The organism is Staphylococcus saccharolyticus (assembly GCF_900458815.1).
GTDB lineage: Bacteria > Bacillota > Bacilli > Staphylococcales > Staphylococcaceae > Staphylococcus > Staphylococcus saccharolyticus.
On record NZ_UHDZ01000001.1, the window covers coordinates 1,136,564 to 1,152,741 of the forward strand.

Annotated in this window: 17 protein-coding genes, 2 pseudogenes and 1 other annotated feature; of the genes and pseudogenes, 18 read left to right on the top strand and 1 reads right to left on the bottom strand. The window is 32.1% G+C overall.

Annotation, left to right across the window (positions count from 1 at the left end):
• Positions 1 to 170 precede the first annotated feature (170 nt).
• Positions 171 to 818 (top strand): annotated as a pseudogene (radC, locus tag DYE57_RS05560) (RadC family protein).
• Positions 819 to 895: 77 nt separating this feature from the next.
• Here radC and DYE57_RS05565 read toward each other — a convergent pair.
• Positions 896 to 1,075 carry a hypothetical protein gene (locus DYE57_RS05565; protein WP_115313182.1) on the bottom strand — a complete coding sequence of 60 codons (180 nt, stop codon included), beginning with the start codon at positions 1,073 to 1,075 and terminating at the stop codon, positions 896 to 898.
• Between the two features lie 162 nt (positions 1,076 to 1,237).
• Between DYE57_RS05565 and DYE57_RS05570 the strand changes: the two genes are divergently transcribed.
• The 17 genes and pseudogenes from DYE57_RS05570 to DYE57_RS05650 all read left to right on the top strand — a co-directional run bounded on the left by DYE57_RS05570 (position 1,238) and on the right by DYE57_RS05650 (position 16,177).
• On the top strand, positions 1,238 to 1,723 hold the full coding sequence (locus DYE57_RS05570) for a DUF4930 family protein (protein ID WP_115313183.1): 486 nt from the start codon (positions 1,238 to 1,240) through the stop codon (positions 1,721 to 1,723).
• A gap of 84 nt (positions 1,724 to 1,807) precedes the next feature.
• Positions 1,808 to 1,948 carry a hypothetical protein gene (locus DYE57_RS05575; protein ID WP_115313184.1) on the top strand — a complete coding sequence of 47 codons (141 nt, stop codon included), beginning with the start codon at positions 1,808 to 1,810 and terminating at the stop codon, positions 1,946 to 1,948.
• A gap of 320 nt (positions 1,949 to 2,268) precedes the next feature.
• On the top strand, positions 2,269 to 3,111 hold the full coding sequence (gene mreC, locus DYE57_RS05580) for a rod shape-determining protein MreC (protein ID WP_115313185.1): 843 nt from the start codon (positions 2,269 to 2,271) through the stop codon (positions 3,109 to 3,111).
• Positions 3,111 to 3,632, top strand: a complete 522-nt coding sequence (gene mreD, locus DYE57_RS05585; RefSeq protein ID WP_115313186.1) for a rod shape-determining protein MreD — start codon at positions 3,111 to 3,113, stop codon at positions 3,630 to 3,632. Before mreC ends, mreD begins: the two co-directional genes overlap by 1 nt.
• A 32-nt stretch (positions 3,633 to 3,664) precedes the next feature.
• Positions 3,665 to 3,742, top strand: a sequence feature (ribosomal protein L21 leader region).
• A 12-nt stretch (positions 3,743 to 3,754) separates the two neighbouring features.
• The gene (rplU, locus tag DYE57_RS05590; protein ID WP_115313187.1) at positions 3,755 to 4,063 is read left to right on the top strand and encodes a 50S ribosomal protein L21; all 309 of its coding nucleotides are present in this window, start codon (positions 3,755 to 3,757) and stop codon (positions 4,061 to 4,063) included.
• 4 nt (positions 4,064 to 4,067) lie between these two features.
• Positions 4,068 to 4,388, top strand: a complete 321-nt coding sequence (locus tag DYE57_RS05595; RefSeq protein ID WP_115314126.1) for a ribosomal-processing cysteine protease Prp — start codon at positions 4,068 to 4,070, stop codon at positions 4,386 to 4,388.
• An 11-nt stretch (positions 4,389 to 4,399) separates the two neighbouring features.
• A complete protein-coding gene (gene rpmA / locus DYE57_RS05600) occupies positions 4,400 to 4,684 on the top strand; it encodes a 50S ribosomal protein L27 (protein ID WP_001830822.1) in 285 nt (94 codons plus the stop codon).
• Positions 4,685 to 4,822: 138 nt separating this feature from the next.
• Positions 4,823 to 6,115, top strand: coding sequence for a GTPase ObgE (obgE, locus tag DYE57_RS05605; RefSeq protein ID WP_115313188.1), 1,293 nt, complete (start codon positions 4,823 to 4,825; stop codon positions 6,113 to 6,115).
• Positions 6,116 to 6,126: 11 nt separating this feature from the next.
• Positions 6,127 to 6,498, top strand: a pseudogene (locus tag DYE57_RS05610) (ACT domain-containing protein).
• Between the two features lie 55 nt (positions 6,499 to 6,553).
• Positions 6,554 to 7,156, top strand: a complete 603-nt coding sequence (gene ruvA / locus DYE57_RS05615) for a Holliday junction branch migration protein RuvA (RefSeq protein ID WP_115313189.1) — start codon at positions 6,554 to 6,556, stop codon at positions 7,154 to 7,156.
• A 34-nt stretch (positions 7,157 to 7,190) separates the two neighbouring features.
• Positions 7,191 to 8,195, top strand: a complete 1,005-nt coding sequence (gene ruvB / locus DYE57_RS05620; RefSeq protein WP_115313190.1) for a Holliday junction branch migration DNA helicase RuvB — start codon at positions 7,191 to 7,193, stop codon at positions 8,193 to 8,195.
• Between the two features lies 1 nt (position 8,196).
• A complete protein-coding gene (queA, locus tag DYE57_RS05625; RefSeq protein ID WP_165417881.1) occupies positions 8,197 to 9,222 on the top strand; it encodes a tRNA preQ1(34) S-adenosylmethionine ribosyltransferase-isomerase QueA in 1,026 nt (341 codons plus the stop codon).
• A gap of 21 nt (positions 9,223 to 9,243) precedes the next feature.
• Positions 9,244 to 10,383, top strand: coding sequence for a tRNA guanosine(34) transglycosylase Tgt (gene tgt / locus DYE57_RS05630; RefSeq protein ID WP_115313192.1), 1,140 nt, complete (start codon positions 9,244 to 9,246; stop codon positions 10,381 to 10,383).
• Between the two features lie 16 nt (positions 10,384 to 10,399).
• The gene (yajC, locus tag DYE57_RS05635) at positions 10,400 to 10,660 is read left to right on the top strand and encodes a preprotein translocase subunit YajC (protein ID WP_115313193.1); all 261 of its coding nucleotides are present in this window, start codon (positions 10,400 to 10,402) and stop codon (positions 10,658 to 10,660) included.
• 230 nt (positions 10,661 to 10,890) lie between these two features.
• The gene (secDF, locus tag DYE57_RS05640; RefSeq protein WP_115313194.1) at positions 10,891 to 13,182 is read left to right on the top strand and encodes a protein translocase subunit SecDF; all 2,292 of its coding nucleotides are present in this window, start codon (positions 10,891 to 10,893) and stop codon (positions 13,180 to 13,182) included.
• Between the two features lie 183 nt (positions 13,183 to 13,365).
• On the top strand, positions 13,366 to 15,639 hold the full coding sequence (recJ, locus tag DYE57_RS05645) for a single-stranded-DNA-specific exonuclease RecJ (RefSeq protein ID WP_115313195.1): 2,274 nt from the start codon (positions 13,366 to 13,368) through the stop codon (positions 15,637 to 15,639).
• 19 nt (positions 15,640 to 15,658) lie between these two features.
• Entirely contained in the window at positions 15,659 to 16,177 is a 519-nt protein-coding gene (locus DYE57_RS05650; RefSeq protein ID WP_115313196.1) for an adenine phosphoribosyltransferase, read from the top strand.
• The last annotated feature ends 1 nt before the right edge of the window (position 16,178 follow it).

Below are 16,178 nucleotides of genomic sequence, written 5' to 3' on the forward strand. Positions count from 1 at the left end.
TTTTGACATTTATTATCGGTGGTATTGTGACATTAATTTTAAAGATTTTTATTAGTGGAGATTTAAAGTATGTACCTCTTATTCCATTTGTTTTTCTATCATTTTTAACGACTTCAATTTTTTATAAGCAGCTTAATATATTTTTAGGAGGAGATATCTATTGAGAATTAATGAAAGAGAGACTGATTAATTATGGGGCTAAAAGTTTATCTAACGTAGAATTACTTGCAATACTTATTAATACTAGAAGAAAGGGCTTTTCAAGTATAGATATAGCGAATGAATTAATTAAAAATCATCACTCAATCAGAGAAATAAAAAAGCTATCCATTAACGACTTGTTAAAAATAAAAGGTATTGGTTTGTATATGGCAATTATATTAAAGGTAGCGTTTGAGCTAGGAGAACGTTTGAATTCATCTAGTACCTTAGATAAAGTGAAAATAACTCATCCGGGTGATGTTGCAGATTTAATGATGTCTACTATGAAAGATTTAGATCAAGAACATTTTGTAGTATTATTAATTAAATTCAAAAGATATAGTTATGAAACAGTCGTGGGTTTATAAAGGAACGTTAAATAGCTCAATTAAATCCTCGAGAAGTTTTTAATATTGCAATTAGAGAATCTTCTAATGCTATAATTGTTGTACATAATCACCCATCAGGAGATATTACACCTTCTAAAGAGGATATTACAACAACGTATCGTTTGAGAGAGTGTGGTGCAATTAGGTATAGATCTACTTGATCATATAATTATTGGTGATATCAAATTTACTAGTTTGGTTGAAACAGGTTATTTTGATGATAAATAAAAAGTTAGCCTGATACACTTGATAACAAGCCCTTTTACAATAGTTTATATCATAAACGTATAGCTAACCTAAATTATTTATTGAATGAGGTCTGATAGTCCTTGGAAATGATTAAATAACCAAACTACACCTTTATATCCTAAATAAATACATAATAATACAATCCCAGCTGATATTAAGAATCTTAATATTGATAATCCAACTCTAAATAATAAAACGACTAATAAAACGATTAAAATAATAGTTAAAATACTCATATGAAAGCACCTCCAGTGCATATATATAATTATATTTAATATTATAAAGTATTTAAAGACATTGAGCATCAGTCTACAGGTATATCAAGACTACTTCCTTAGTCTGATGTAACAATTAAAAATTTAAATTATACTTAATTAAATATGATAAGGAGGGACACAATGAGATTTATATTTAGCATCATTAAGAATTTTATTGCTGTACTAGCGATTATAGTAATCATATATATAGTACTCAAATACGCTCCTTTCCTTAGAGAACAAGAATGGAATCCTTTGAATCACTCTCCAGATTATGTGCAACAGGGTTTAGATAATTCGCATAATCCTACGAATGTACCTCCAGCTCAACCGGAGCAGGGTGAAAGTTATTCTTTAAAAAATAATGATATTATTAACAATGTTCCATCAAGACAAATTAAAAATGTTTTTAATATGATAGATAAGAGAGAGTTTATGTCAGTTTCTGGCATGGGGCGAATGGGATATAATGATAAGTACCTTGCAGGGCAACGTGGAAACGAGTTTATTATTTATAAATTTGGTTCTGACTCAATTAGAGTCTATAATACAGAGTTTGAAATGCAACAAGATTTAAACAAATTAGATCAACATCTCGAGTTAAAACCTGCGGATACTTATAACTAATTGTAAACTATGAATTTGAAAATAGAAATTAAATAAGTTAACCTTATATATATATTACAAGTTAAAGGTTGGTGTAATTTCGAAATGGCTGAACAATCAAAAGAGAAACAAGCTAATGAACAAGCAAAAGCACAAAATCTCTTTGCTCGTTGGAGAAAAGAAGAGACACTATACAGTGAAGATGAAAAAAAAGAGAAGAGTTCAAAAGAACAAGGAAATCAATAACGTAATTTTAACGAATATTTAAAGTTCTGGTTTATAAATGTTTCTATATCATTATTTTTAGTAAATATTGTAATATGCAGATGTTTCTCAATTAGCATGGCTTGTTACTAAGTTACTATAGAAACTTCAAGGAACGATTAAACTACTAACTTCAAGGTTAGTAGTTTTTTTATAAAGCCTTAAACCTATGTCAAAACTATCTTATTTTTGACAAGGTCAACAAAATTTTTTCAAATAAAATTAGTTAGTGCTTTATTTCAAGTTGTGAGTAATATAAAATAAAAAAGGATAATAAATATAGTGGTATAGAGGTGTTCTGGGTGCTTAATTTTTTCAAAAATAACAAACTTATTGTTGTTTTATGTGCAATAATCGTTTTCATAGCGTTAATAGGTTTATCCATTCGTTCACAAACGCAATCCCCTCCAGAACAATATGTTGGTGATTCAGTTTCCTTAGGCCAAAGGACGGTTAGTTATCCAATTCATTTTGTTACTGGAGCAATAGGTAATATATTTAAAAATGGTGGGTCGAAATCGGATAATAATAAAATCAAACAATTTGAAGCAAAAAATCAAAAATTAGAATCAGAAAATGAAAAGTATAAAAAAGAGTTGGATGTCAAAGATTTGTCTAAATACAATCCAATATCTACAACTGTTATTGCTAGAAACCCAGATCAATGGATGAATACTATTGTTATAGATAAGGGTTCAAAATCAGGTATAAAAAACAATATGGCTGTTATGACTTCTCAAGGATTAGTTGGAAGAGTAACTAAAGTTAATCAATTTTCTGCACAAGTAGATTTAATATCAACACATACACGAGCAGGAAAGTTATCAGTAAATGTTCAACATGGTTCGAAAAATGTGTTTGGATTGATTGATCATTACGATGCTAAAAACGAAGAATTAGTTATTAGTGATATTAATAACAAAGATAGTGTTAAAAAAGGAGATAAGGTCGTAACAAGTGGTTTAGCAGATCAGTTACCAAGTGACTTATACATAGGAGAAGTTACAAAAGTTGAAAATGATCAATATGGCTTAGCTAAAGAAGTTAGAGTTAAAACAGGTGCAGATCTAGCTGATTTAAGTCATGTTTATGTAGCGAAACGTGATGTAAGTACTATCCCTGATGATGAAAGCAGTGATAACTAATGCGAACAGTATATTATTTTTTGATTGGTATTATACTATTTTACATTGATACAGTAATAGGTTTAGTCATTCCTATGCACTTTGGAAAGATAGACATTATTTTTGTACCACATTTAACTTTAATGTACATTATAATTATGACTGTTTATAGAGATTTTGGTGTTGCGATTATCTTAGCAAGTTTTTTTGGTATTATGACTGACTTATATTTCGGCAGTATTTATGGATTATATATGTTTGGTTATATAATTTTTGTAGTCATAGTAGATAAATTCTTCAAAATTTTCTATCGAGATTATTCTATATTATTCTTAATTGTATTACTAAGCACAGTATTATTAGAAATATATGTAGCAATTATTTATGGTATAATTGGATTTATTCAGTTTAACTTCATAGAATTTATTCTATTTAGAATAGTACCAACATTGATTCTCAATTTTATATTGTTAATTATTTTATTTCCAATTATCATCAAATTTACAGAAAAAGCTAAAAACACAATTGACAGTAAGACTTAGTGATGGTAAGATGCAGTAGTTGAGTAGTTTCAGGCTACATACAACCGCTCAAATATAGGTTTAAGTACAACTAAATTTGTCACCTGTATATGGCGTGACTTATATTATAGGAGGTGCAAAGTATGTTTGCTATTATTGAAACAGGTGGAAAACAAATCAAAGTAGAAGAAGGACAAGAAATCTTCGTTGAAAAATTAGACGCAAATGAAGGAGACTCATTCACTTTTGATAAAGTATTATTTGTAAGTGGAGATTCAGTTAAAGTTGGTGCGCCAACAGTTGAAGGTGCTTCAGTTACTGCTACAGTTAATAAACAAGGTCGCGGTAAGAAAATTACTGTATTCACATACAAACGTCGTAAAGACTCTAAACGTAAAAAAGGCCATCGTCAACCATATACTAAATTAACTATTGATAAAATTAACGCATAATTTTATGATAAATGTTGATATTACAGTTAACGATGAAGGTAAAGTTACAGATGTAATCATGGATGGTCATGCTAATCAAGGTGAATATGGTCATGACATTGTCTGTGCTGGGGTCTCAGCCGTCTTATTTGGAAGTGTTAGTGCTATTATGGGATTAACAACAGAAAAACCTGATATCGATTACGAAGATGATGGTGGATATTTCCATATAAGAAGTGTTGATATTAATAACAAAGAAGCGCAATTAATTCTTCAAGCAATGCTAGTTTCTTTACAAACGATTGAAGAAGAATATAATGAAAACATCAGATTAAATTATAAGTGAGGTGTATCCCGATGTTAAAATTAAACTTACAATTTTTCGCATCTAAAAAAGGGGTAAGTTCTACAAAAAACGGACGTGACTCTGAATCAAAACGTTTAGGTGCTAAACGTGCTGACGGTCAATACGTATCAGGTGGTTCAATTCTATATCGCCAACGTGGTACTAAAATCTACCCTGGTGAAAATGTAGGTCGTGGTGGCGATGATACATTATTCGCTAAAATCGACGGCGTTGTTAAATTTGAACGCAAAGGTCGCGACAAAAAACAGGTTTCTGTATATGCAGTTGCTGAATAATTTTGTCTAGTTAACACCAGAAGTGAATACTTCTGGTGTTTTATTTTTGTTTAAATTGATATAATTAAAGTTTTATATCAATATGTATAATGATATAATTATTAAGATAAAAATTTCAACGTAAAAGAGGTGAGATATATGTTTGTTGATCAAGTCAAAATATCTCTCAAAGCTGGTGATGGTGGAAATGGAATCACAGCATATAGAAGAGAGAAGTATGTGCCATTTGGTGGGCCAGCAGGTGGCGATGGTGGTAAAGGTGCGTCTGTAGTATTTGAAGTTGATGAGGGTTTAAGAACACTATTAGACTTTAGATATCAAAGGCACTTCAAAGCAAAAAAAGGTGAAAATGGACAAAGTAGTAATATGCATGGTAGAAATGCAGAAGATTTAGTGCTAAAAGTACCACCCGGCACAATTATTAAAAGTGTAGAAACTGATGAAGTATTAGCGGATTTGGTTGAAGATGGACAAAGAGCAGTTGTTGCTCGTGGAGGTTGTGGAGGTCGCGGAAACTCACGTTTTGCAACTCCAAGAAATCCAGCACCTGATTTTAGTGAAAATGGTGAACCAGGTGAAGAGCTAGAAGTAACATTAGAACTAAAATTGCTTGCTGACGTAGGTTTAGTTGGTTTCCCTAGCGTTGGTAAATCTACACTATTATCTATTGTTTCTAAAGCTAAGCCTAAAATAGGTGCATATCATTTTACTACAATAAAACCTAACTTAGGTGTCGTTTTAGCTCCAGATCATAGAAGTTTTGTTATGGCAGACTTACCTGGATTAATTAAGGGTGCTTCAGATGGAGTAGGTTTAGGACATCAATTTTTAAGACATGTTGAACGTACAAAAGTTATCGTTCATATGATTGACATGAGCGGATCTGAGGGAAGAAATCCAATAGAAGATTATAAAATTATAAATCAGGAATTAGTCAATTACAAACAACGTTTAGAAGAACGCCCACAAATTATTGTTGCAAATAAAATGGATTTGCCTGAGGCAAAAGATAATTTAGAGTTATTTAAAGAAGAAATTGACAAAGATGCAATAATCATACCTGTTTCGACAATTACTCGCGACAATATTGATCAATTGTTATATCAAATTTCAGATCAACTTGAGGAAGTCAAAGATATTGATTTCACAGTTGAAGAAGATGATAATGCTGGGGTCAATCGTGTCTTGTATAAACATACACCTTCTGCAGATAAATTTAACATTACGAGAGATGACGATGGTGCATATGTAGTAAATGGAAATGCTATTGAGCGAATGTTTAAAATGACTGATTTCAATAGTGATCCAGCAGTTCGTCGATTTGCAAGACAAATGCGTTCAATGGGTATAGACGATGCATTAAGAGAAAGAGGATGCAGCAATGGCGACATTGTTAGGATTCTTGGCGGAGAATTTGAATTTGTCGAATAGGAGTGTAAACTATGGGCAATAAAAATCATAATAAGTTTTATTTAATTATAGAAGATGTATTACCTGAATCTATAGTTAAAACTTTAAAAGTAAAAATGCTTTGAAAAATAATTCTGATTTGTCTCGAAGTGCTTTTTATAAGTATCGTGAGACAATTTTTCCAGTAGATGAAAAGATAATTGATCGTCATGAATTCACATTAATTCTCTATGTAAACGATATTGTGGGTATGCTTGCAAAAGTGCTAAATACAATACCTCAGTTGTAATTATCAGTATTAACAATTCATCAAAGCGTTCCGATTGAAGACAAAGCTACCATTACCCTGTCGATACTCTGATTTATCCGTTGATGATGTAATAGCATCTTTAAGAAGATATTAACCACATGTTACTAAAGTAGAATTAATAAGTATGAGTATGTAAGGGAGTTGCCAGTATGTATGCATATATAAAAGGAACTTTATCTCAACTATTTCCAACTCATGTTGTGGTTGAAACGACTGGAATTGGATATGAAATTCAAACTCCTAATTCTTACCGTTTTCAAAAGTATAAAGATAAAGAAGTTCAAATTTTCACGTCTCTGATAGTGCGCGAGGATGCACAATTACTCTATGGCTTTATTAGCGAAGAAGAAAAAGATATGTTTCTTAGCTTAATTAAAGTAACAGGTATTGGTCCAAAGTCAGCATTAGCTATACTTGCATCAAGTACACCAAACGAGGTAAAACTTGCTATTGAAAACGAAAATGATAGCTATCTCACTCAATTTCCTGGTATAGGTAAAAAAACAGCTAGACAAATCGTTCTAGATTTAAAAGGAAAAGTGACAATCACTGAAGAAAATAGTGAAGCGTTCATGCAAATAAAAGTAGATGAAGGTGAACAAACTCAGGTCATTAAAGAAGCTATGTTAGCATTAGAAGCGTTGGGATATTCTAAACGAGAATTATCCAAAGTTGAAAAGGTTCTTAAAAAACAAATGCCAAATTCAGTGGATGAAGCTGTTAAAGTTGGTTTACGAACATTAATTTCTTAATAACATTTATAGTGATTTAATGGAGGAAGTTTTTATGGATAAAAGAATGGTTGATCAGGAATTTCATAATGAAGATTCGGACTTTGAATTGTCGTTAAGACCTACAAAACTTAAACAATATATCGGTCAATCCTCTATTAAAAGTAACCTGGAAGTTTTTATTGAAGCGGCTAAATTAAGAGAAGAACCACTTGATCATGTATTGTTATTTGGACCTCCAGGACTGGGGAAAACGACATTATCTAATATCATAGCAAATGAAATGGAAGTTAATATCCGTACGATTTCAGGTCCATCGTTAGAAAGACCTGGTGATTTAGCAGCTATATTATCTGGATTACAACCTGGCGATGTACTTTTTATAGATGAGATTCATCGATTAAGTAATGTTGTTGAAGAAGTACTTTATCCTGCTATGGAAGATTTTTTCTTGGATATTATCGTTGGTAAGGGTGATGAAGCAAGAAGTATTAGAATTGACTTACCACCATTTACATTAGTTGGTGCGACAACAAGGGCAGGTAGTTTAACAGGACCACTAAGAGATCGTTTCGGTGTACATTTGAGACTTGAATATTATAGCGAAAATGATTTAAAAGAAATCATCACTCGAACAGCAGAAGTGCTTGGAACACAAATCGATGATGAGAGTGCGATAGAATTAGCGCGTCGTTCACGAGGTACTCCAAGAGTTGCTAACAGGCTACTTAAACGTGTGAGAGACTTCCAACAAGTTAATAAAGATGATCAAATATATATTGAGACAACTAAAAGAGCATTACAATTATTGCAAGTTGACCAAGAAGGTTTAGATTACATTGATCATAAGATGATGAACTGTATTATTAATCAATATGGGGGTGGTCCCGTTGGTTTAGACACGATTGCTGTATCAATTGGTGAAGAACGAGTAACCATTGAAGACGTTTATGAACCATTTTTAATTCAAAAAGGCTTATTAGAAAGAACGCCTCGTGGTAGAAAAGCAACGGCATTCGCTTATGAGCACTTTAATAATTCATATGAAAAGAGGAAATAAGTTGAATATTGAAGAATTCGACTATCACTTGCCAGAATCTTTGATAGCTCAAACACCTTTAAAAAATAGAGATCAAAGTAGATTACTTGTTCTTAATAAGCAAAACGGTACGATGGAACATCTTTATTTTAAAGATGTCATACAGTATTTAAATCCAGGTGATACTTTAGTGCTTAATGACACAAGAGTTATGCCTGCACTTTTATTTGGGCTTAAAGAAGAAACAGGAGCTAAAGTTGAAATGTTAATGCTTGCTCAAATTGAAGGCAATGATTGGGAAGTATTATTAAAACCTGCTAAAAGAGTAAAAGTAGGTCATCGTCTGAATTTTGGTGATGGCAATATTACTGCCGAATGTATTAAGGAACTTGAACATGGTGGACGTGTGATGCGCTTACATTATGATGGGATTCTGCAAGAGCGACTCGATGAATTAGGTGAAATGCCATTACCACCTTATATTAAAGAACGACTTGATGATCCAGATAGATATCAAACGGTTTATGCTAAAGAAAGTGGATCTGCTGCAGCACCCACTGCTGGTCTTCATTTTACTGATGATTTATTGAAGCAAATTAAAGACAAGGGTGTTAATATTGCATTTATCACATTACATGTTGGTCTAGGTACATTTAGACCAGTAAGTGTTGATAATATTGATGACCATGAAATGCATAGTGAATATTACCAAATGACAAAAAAAACAGCAGATTTACTAAATCAAACTAGAGCAAATGGCAAAAGAATTATTTCTGTTGGTACCACTTCAACACGTACTCTTGAAACAATACGACGTGATCATTCTAGATTTCTTGAAAAAAGTGGATGGACTGATATTTTTATATATCCCGGATTTAAATTCAAAGCTATAGATGGATTGATTACAAATTTTCATTTACCTAAATCTACATTAGTAATGTTAGTATCTGCATTTAGTACTAGAGATTACATTCTAAATGCGTATCAAACAGCTGTTCAAATGGAATACAGGTTCTTTAGCTTTGGAGATGCAATGTTAATTATTTAAAAGAATGTGAGGTTTTGACATATGCCTGCAGTAACCTATGAGCATATCAAAACATGTAAGCAGTCTGGTGCAAGACTAGGTATCGTTCATACGCCACATGGCTCTTTTGAAACGCCTATGTTTATGCCAGTTGGTACAAAAGCTACCGTCAAAACGATGAGTCCCGAGGAGCTAAAAGATATCCAAGCGAAGATTATCTTAGGAAACACGTATCATTTGTGGTTGCGACCAGGAAATGATATTATCAAGCACGCTGGGGGATTACATCAATTCATGAATTGGGACGGTCCTATTTTAACCGATTCTGGTGGATTTCAAGTTTTCAGTTTAAGTAATTTGCGTAAAATCACTGAAGAGGGTGTAGAGTTTAGACATCATACCAATGGTTCTAAATTATTTTTTAGCCCTGAAAAGTCTATGCAAATTCAAAATGATTTAGGTTCAGATATAATGATGGCATTTGACGAATGTCCACCGTTGCCTTCTGAATATAATTATGTAAAAAACTCAATAGAAAGAACAACCCGGTGGGCGGAAAGATGTTTAAAGGCACATCAGCGTCCTGAAGATCAAGCATTATTTGGTATTATTCAAGGAGGGGAGTATAAAGATCTGAGAGAGCAAAGTGCAAAAGAACTTGTTAGTCTTGATTTTCCTGGATATGCCATTGGGGGCTTATCCGTAGGTGAACCTAAACCAGTAATGTATGACATGGTTGAACATACAGGACAATTTATGCCTAAAGATAAACCCAGATATTTAATGGGTGTGGGCTCACCAGATGCACTCATAGAATGTAGCGTTAGAGGTATGGACATGTTTGATTGTGTTTTACCAACCAGAATAGCTCGTAATGGAACTTGTATGACGTCAACAGGTCGTTTAGTTGTTAAAAATGCAAAATATGCAGATGATTTAAGACCATTAGATGAGCATTGTGATTGCTATACTTGTTGTAATTATACAAGAGCATACATTAGACATTTAGTTAAAGCGGAAGAGACTTTCGGTATCCGTCTTACTACTATTCATAATTTACGTTTTCTGCTAAAATTAATGGAAGATATTAGACAAGCCATTCGAGAAGACCGTCTTTTGGATTTTAAAGATGAGTTCTTTGAACAATATGGATTAAATGTAGAGAACCCGAAAAACTTTTAAAAGAGGAGAAACAATCATGCAACTTACTTCATTGATTATACCAATCTTATTATTGGCAGTTATGTGGTTCTTATTGATCAGACCACAACAAAAACGTGCAAAAGAGCATCGTGAATTAATTAACCGTGTAGAAGCTGGTCAAAAGATTACTACAATTGGTGGTATCAAAGGAACTATTAAAGCTGTAGATGAAACGTCAGTGGTCATAACGGTCAATGGTCTTGGTACTGAAATGACTCTAGAGAAGCCTGCTATAAAACAAGTAGACCCTTCATAACAAAGTAATTAATCACTACTCAAAGGAACTCATTTGTGTGAGTTCCTTTTTTATTAATTAAATTTGATGTTTTAATGATAATAGTTAAATCAATCAGACATTAATTTCACTATTATGAGTAGTATGTTAATATAAATAAGTCGTTAAAGTGAACGTATTATCATTTTAACTTGCATGATAATTTATTCATCGAGTATTCTAAATACATAAGTAAATAATGAGGTGTTCATGTGAAGAAAACTAGTAGAATAATTGCATTCATACTCCTCGTAGCTCTACTATTCACTGGAATGGGCATGACGTATAAGAATGTAGTTAAAAATGTTAATTTAGGTCTTGATTTACAAGGTGGATTTGAAGTACTTTTCCAAGTAGACCCTTTGCATAAAAGTGATAAGATTGATAAAAAAGCACTTCAAGCTACATCTCAGACATTAGAAAGTCGTGTAAATGTTCTTGGTGTCTCAGAACCTAAAATTCAAATCGAAGATCCTAATCGTATTCGTGTTCAACTAGCAGGTATTAAAGATCAAGCACAAGCACGTAAGCTACTATCTACTCAAGCTAATTTAACGATTAGGGATGCACAAGATCATGTATTAATGTCAGGTTCAGATATTAAACAAGGATCTGCTAAGCAAGAATTCAAACAAGAAACTAATCAGCCAACAGTTACATTTAAAGTTAAAAGTAAAGAGAAATTTAAAAATGTAACTGAAAAGATTTCTAAAAAACGTGATAATGTTATGGTCGTTTGGATGGACTTTAAAAAAGGCGATAGCTACAAAAAAGAGGCTAAAAAGCAACAAGAAGGTAATAAACCGAAGTATGTCTCTGCAGCGAACGTAGACCAACCAATTAATTCAGATAGCGTAGAAATCTCTGGCGGCTTCAATGGTAAAGAAGGCGTGAAGGAAGCTAAACAAATATCCGAATTACTTAATGCGGGTTCATTACCAGTAGATTTAAAAGAAATTTACTCTAATTCTGTTGGTGCACAATTCGGGCAAGATGCATTAAATAAAACGATTTTTGCTTCATTCTTAGGTGTAGCAATTATTTATCTATTTATGTTAGGTTTTTATAGATTACCTGGTTTAGTAGCTATTATTGCGCTAACTACATATATCTATTTAACATTAGTAGCATTTAACTTTATTTCAGGTACACTTACATTACCTGGTTTAGCGGCTCTTGTATTAGGTGTAGGTATGGCGGTAGATGCCAACATCATTATGTACGAACGGATTAAAGATGAACTTAGAATTGGTCGAACACTTAAACAAGCATATTCTAAAGCTAATAAAAGTTCATTCTTAACAATTTTTGATTCAAACTTAACAACAGTGATAGCTGCAGCCGTTTTATTCTTCTTCGGTGAAAGTTCAGTTAAAGGTTTTGCTACGATGCTATTATTAGGTATCTTAATGATATTTGTTACAGCAGTATTTTTATCTCGCGGACTACTATCATTACTTGTCTCATCTAATATCTTCAAAAAGCAATATTGGTTGTTTGGTGTTAAAAATAAACATCGTCATGATATCAATGAAGGAAAAGATGTTCATGATCTTAAAACTTCTTATGAGAAATGGAATTTTGTTAAATTAGCAAAACCACTAATTACATTAAGTGTTTTAATATTAGTTGTTGGTTTAGTTATTTTATCAATATTCAAATTAAATTTAGGTATAGACTTCTCAGCTGGTACTCGTGCAGATATTCAATCTAAACAAGCCATTACACAACACCAAGTTGAGAAAACAGTGAAAGATGCAGGTTTAAAACCTGATCAGATTCAAATCAATGGTAGAGGGAATAAGAATGCCACTGTCCAATTTAAAAAAGATTTATCTCGAACTGAAGATAATCAATTAAGTGATGAAATAAAATCAGAGTTTGGAGATACACCTCAAATCAATACTGTTTCACCGTTAATCGGTCAAGAATTAGCTAAAAATGCAATGAATGCGTTAATTTTAGCTTCCATAGGTATTATTATATATGTATCATTACGTTTTGAGTGGCGTATGGGGTTATCTTCTGTTTTAGCACTGTTACATGATGTATTTATCATTGTAGCCATATTCAGTTTATTTAGAATTGAAGTCGACCTAACATTTATTGCTGCAGTACTTACAATCGTTGGTTATTCTATTAACGATACTATTGTTACATTTGACCGCGTGCGTGAAAACTTGCATAAAGTTAAAGTCATTACTAAACCTGAAGGAATCGATGATATTGTAAACCGTTCAATTAGACAGACAATGATTCGTTCGATTAATACGGTATTAACAGTAGTAGTAGTAGTAGTTGCAATACTAATATTTGGTGCACCAATAATCTTTAACTTCTCACTCGCATTGTTAATTGGTTTGATTTCAGGAGTATTCTCATCTGTATTTATTGCAGTACCTCTTTGGGGTATATTAAAAAAACGTCAATTAAAAAAATCTAAAAACAATAAATTAATTGTTCATAAAGTTAAAAAATCAAACGATGAAAAGATATTAGTTTAAATATTAATCTATGTAAACTTGATTCTTTAATAAATAAAAACCAATCAAAGTGTAGCATATTACACTTTGATTGGTTTTTTGCTTAAAGATTTAACATATAATTTAAATAAGCGGTTAAAAGCTAGTACTTTTTATTTTAGTAAATTTTCGGTATAATGGCTTTTGGAAATGAGGACGATTGTTATGATTAAATCAAGATATAATTGGGATTTTTCTCAACCAACTGAATCCATAACTGAAGATATCGTAAAGAAATTAAATCTTTCTCCTATTATAAAAAAGGTATTAGAAAGTAAGGATATAGTACAAGAAGAAGCCATTCAAAATGTGATACAAGATAATGTGATTAATCATAATCCAATGTCACTTAGTGATATGCATAAAGCAATAGAAAGAATTAATTTAGCTATTGATAAAAAAGAGCGTATCTTAGTTTACGGAGACTATGATGCGGATGGTGTCACATCAACAACAATACTAGTATCAACATTACGTAAATTAGGTGCTCAAGTTGGTTGGTATATTCCGAACCGTTTTAGTGAAGGATATGGTCCGAATAAATTTGCTTTTCAAAACGCATATGATGAAGGTATATCATTAATTATTACAGTAGATAATGGCATCCAGGGACACGAGGAAATAAAGATGGTTCAAGATTTAGGTGTAGACGTTATAGTGACAGATCATCATGAAATGGGAGAGACACTTCCTGAAGCGCATGCGATTGTACACCCAATGCACCCAGATTTTGATTATCCATTCGAATATTTGTGTGGAGCTGGTGTTGCCTATAAGTTATCTCAAGCATTATTAGATCATCCTCCTCAACAGTTCTTAGCGCTTGCAGCTATTGGTACCATCGCAGATTTAGTATCACTAACGGACGAGAATCGTTCAATAGTAAAGCAAGGATTAACTGTATTGAATGAACATCCCCCGGTAGCTATTCAAGCTATCTTAAAGCAAGCTGGATTCAATAATCAAATTACAGAAGAAACTATTGGCTTTATTATCGGTCCTAGATTGAATGCTGTTGGACGATTAGAAGATGCTTCATTTGCCGCTGAATTGTTAATGTCAGAGGAAAGTGAAGTATCAGAATTTCTAGCTGAACAGTTAGAACATTTTAATCAAGAAAGAAAAGATATTGTAGCTGATATCACTGAAGAAGCAATGGTGTTAGCCGAAGCACAAGTTAAACAAGGACAATTATTTTTATTACTTGCTAAAGAAAATTGGCATGAAGGCGTACTCGGTATAGTAGCTTCAAAAATTGTTGAAACTTATGCATTACCCACACTTATTTTAAATATTGATACCGCTCAAAATCATGCAAAAGGATCAGCACGTTCGATTGAACAAGTTTCAATGTTTGAAATTTTAGATGCGCATCATGATTTAATTGATAAATTTGGTGGTCACCATATGGCAGCAGGAATGACAATGTGCATTGAAAACATTGATACACTTCGATATAAACTTAATCAATGGATGAAAAAACTCTCTGAATCAACTTCTCTAGAACCACAGAAAAAAGTTGATGTTCGACTTGATGCTAATGAAATAACTGTAAAAAACATCAAAGACATTCAAAACTTACGTCCATTTGGTTCAGATTTTAATAGTCCGGTATTTGAGGTTAGAGATTTGACTATTAAATCAATCAGAGCAATTGGACAAGATGGTAAACATCTTAAATTAACTCTTAGCGATTATCAACTTCCTGCTTTGTACTGGAATTATGGCATAATAGCTAATGAGCTTGAAATAGGCCAACCAATTAGTATTATTGGTAATCTGCAAATTAATGAGTGGAATGGTAATCAAACCGCTCAATTAATTATTCAAGATATTGCGTTAGATAAATTACAAATTTTAGATTATCGTAGTAAACGTAAAAATCTTAAATTTAAAGAAGATGAAACTAATATTGCGTATGTCATTCATCCTAAAAATGAAAAATTAAACGAACATCACTATCACTATGGTGAAACAATTGTACCAACCTATGATAAAGTAGTTTTTAGAGATTTGCCTAATACTATGGATGAAATCGAACAAACGCTAAGTCATTTGCAACTCTCACAATTATATTTAGTTTTAAATCATGATAAATCAATTTATTTTGAAGGAATACCTAATAAGGCACTATTTAAAAATTGTTATAAAGCATTAATAAATAAAAAAGAAACGAACCTTGCTAAAGAAGGTATGATGTTATGTGATTATCTAGATTTAAAACCTGAAGTATTAAAGTTTATACTCAAGGTATTTAAAGAATTAGGATTTATTTATGATGAAGATGGAATTATAAAAATCAATAATCATCCTAATAAGCAAGAAATTGAAATGAGTCGTATCTATAAGTTAAGACAATCACGCATAGAGGTTGAAAAACGCCTATTATACGACGACTTTTCTAATATTAAAGAATGGATAAAATCATATCTTATTTAAATTTATAGGAGGAAATTAAATGGATTTAAAACAATATGTATCAGAAGTTCAAGATTGGCCAAAACCCGGAGTGAGTTTTAAAGATATAACAACTATTATGGACAACGGTAAAGCATATGGTTATGCGACAGATCAAATTGTTGAATATGCTCGAGAAAGAGATGTAGATGTTGTTGTAGGACCTGAAGCAAGGGGATTTATTATTGGTTGTCCAGTAGCTTACTCTATGGGCATTGGATTTGCTCCTGTAAGAAAAGAAGGAAAATTACCGCGTGAAGTTATCCGTTATGAGTACAGTTTAGAATATGGTACAAATGTTTTAACTATGCATAAAGATGCTATTAAACCAGGACAACGAGTGTTAATTACAGATGATTTACTTGCAACGGGGGGAACAATAGAAGCTGCCATTAAACTTGTTGAAAAATTAGGTGGCGTAGTTGTAGGTATTGCATTTATTATTGAACTAAAATATCTACACGGTATTAATAAAATAAATGGTTACGATGTTATGAGTTTAATTTCATACGATGAATAAA

Excerpts from the sequence above, each read along its gene's own strand:
- DYE57_RS05565 (WP_115313182.1), bottom strand. The coding sequence starts at position 1,075 with ATGAGTATTTTAACTATTATTTTAATCGTTTTATTAGTCGTTTTATTA.
- DYE57_RS05570 (WP_115313183.1), top strand. The coding sequence starts at position 1,238 with ATGAGATTTATATTTAGCATCATTAAGAATTTTATTGCTGTACTAGCG.
- DYE57_RS05575 (WP_115313184.1), top strand. The coding sequence starts at position 1,808 with ATGGCTGAACAATCAAAAGAGAAACAAGCTAATGAACAAGCAAAAGCA.
- mreD (WP_115313186.1), top strand. The coding sequence starts at position 3,111 with ATGCGAACAGTATATTATTTTTTGATTGGTATTATACTATTTTACATT.
- rplU (WP_115313187.1), top strand. The coding sequence starts at position 3,755 with ATGTTTGCTATTATTGAAACAGGTGGAAAACAAATCAAAGTAGAAGAA.
- DYE57_RS05595 (WP_115314126.1), top strand. The coding sequence starts at position 4,068 with ATGATAAATGTTGATATTACAGTTAACGATGAAGGTAAAGTTACAGAT.
- rpmA (WP_001830822.1), top strand. The coding sequence starts at position 4,400 with ATGTTAAAATTAAACTTACAATTTTTCGCATCTAAAAAAGGGGTAAGT.
- obgE (WP_115313188.1), top strand. The coding sequence starts at position 4,823 with ATGTTTGTTGATCAAGTCAAAATATCTCTCAAAGCTGGTGATGGTGGA.
- ruvA (WP_115313189.1), top strand. The coding sequence starts at position 6,554 with ATGTATGCATATATAAAAGGAACTTTATCTCAACTATTTCCAACTCAT.
- ruvB (WP_115313190.1), top strand. The coding sequence starts at position 7,191 with ATGGATAAAAGAATGGTTGATCAGGAATTTCATAATGAAGATTCGGAC.
- tgt (WP_115313192.1), top strand. The coding sequence starts at position 9,244 with ATGCCTGCAGTAACCTATGAGCATATCAAAACATGTAAGCAGTCTGGT.
- yajC (WP_115313193.1), top strand. The coding sequence starts at position 10,400 with ATGCAACTTACTTCATTGATTATACCAATCTTATTATTGGCAGTTATG.
- recJ (WP_115313195.1), top strand. The coding sequence starts at position 13,366 with ATGATTAAATCAAGATATAATTGGGATTTTTCTCAACCAACTGAATCC.
- DYE57_RS05650 (WP_115313196.1), top strand. The coding sequence starts at position 15,659 with ATGGATTTAAAACAATATGTATCAGAAGTTCAAGATTGGCCAAAACCC.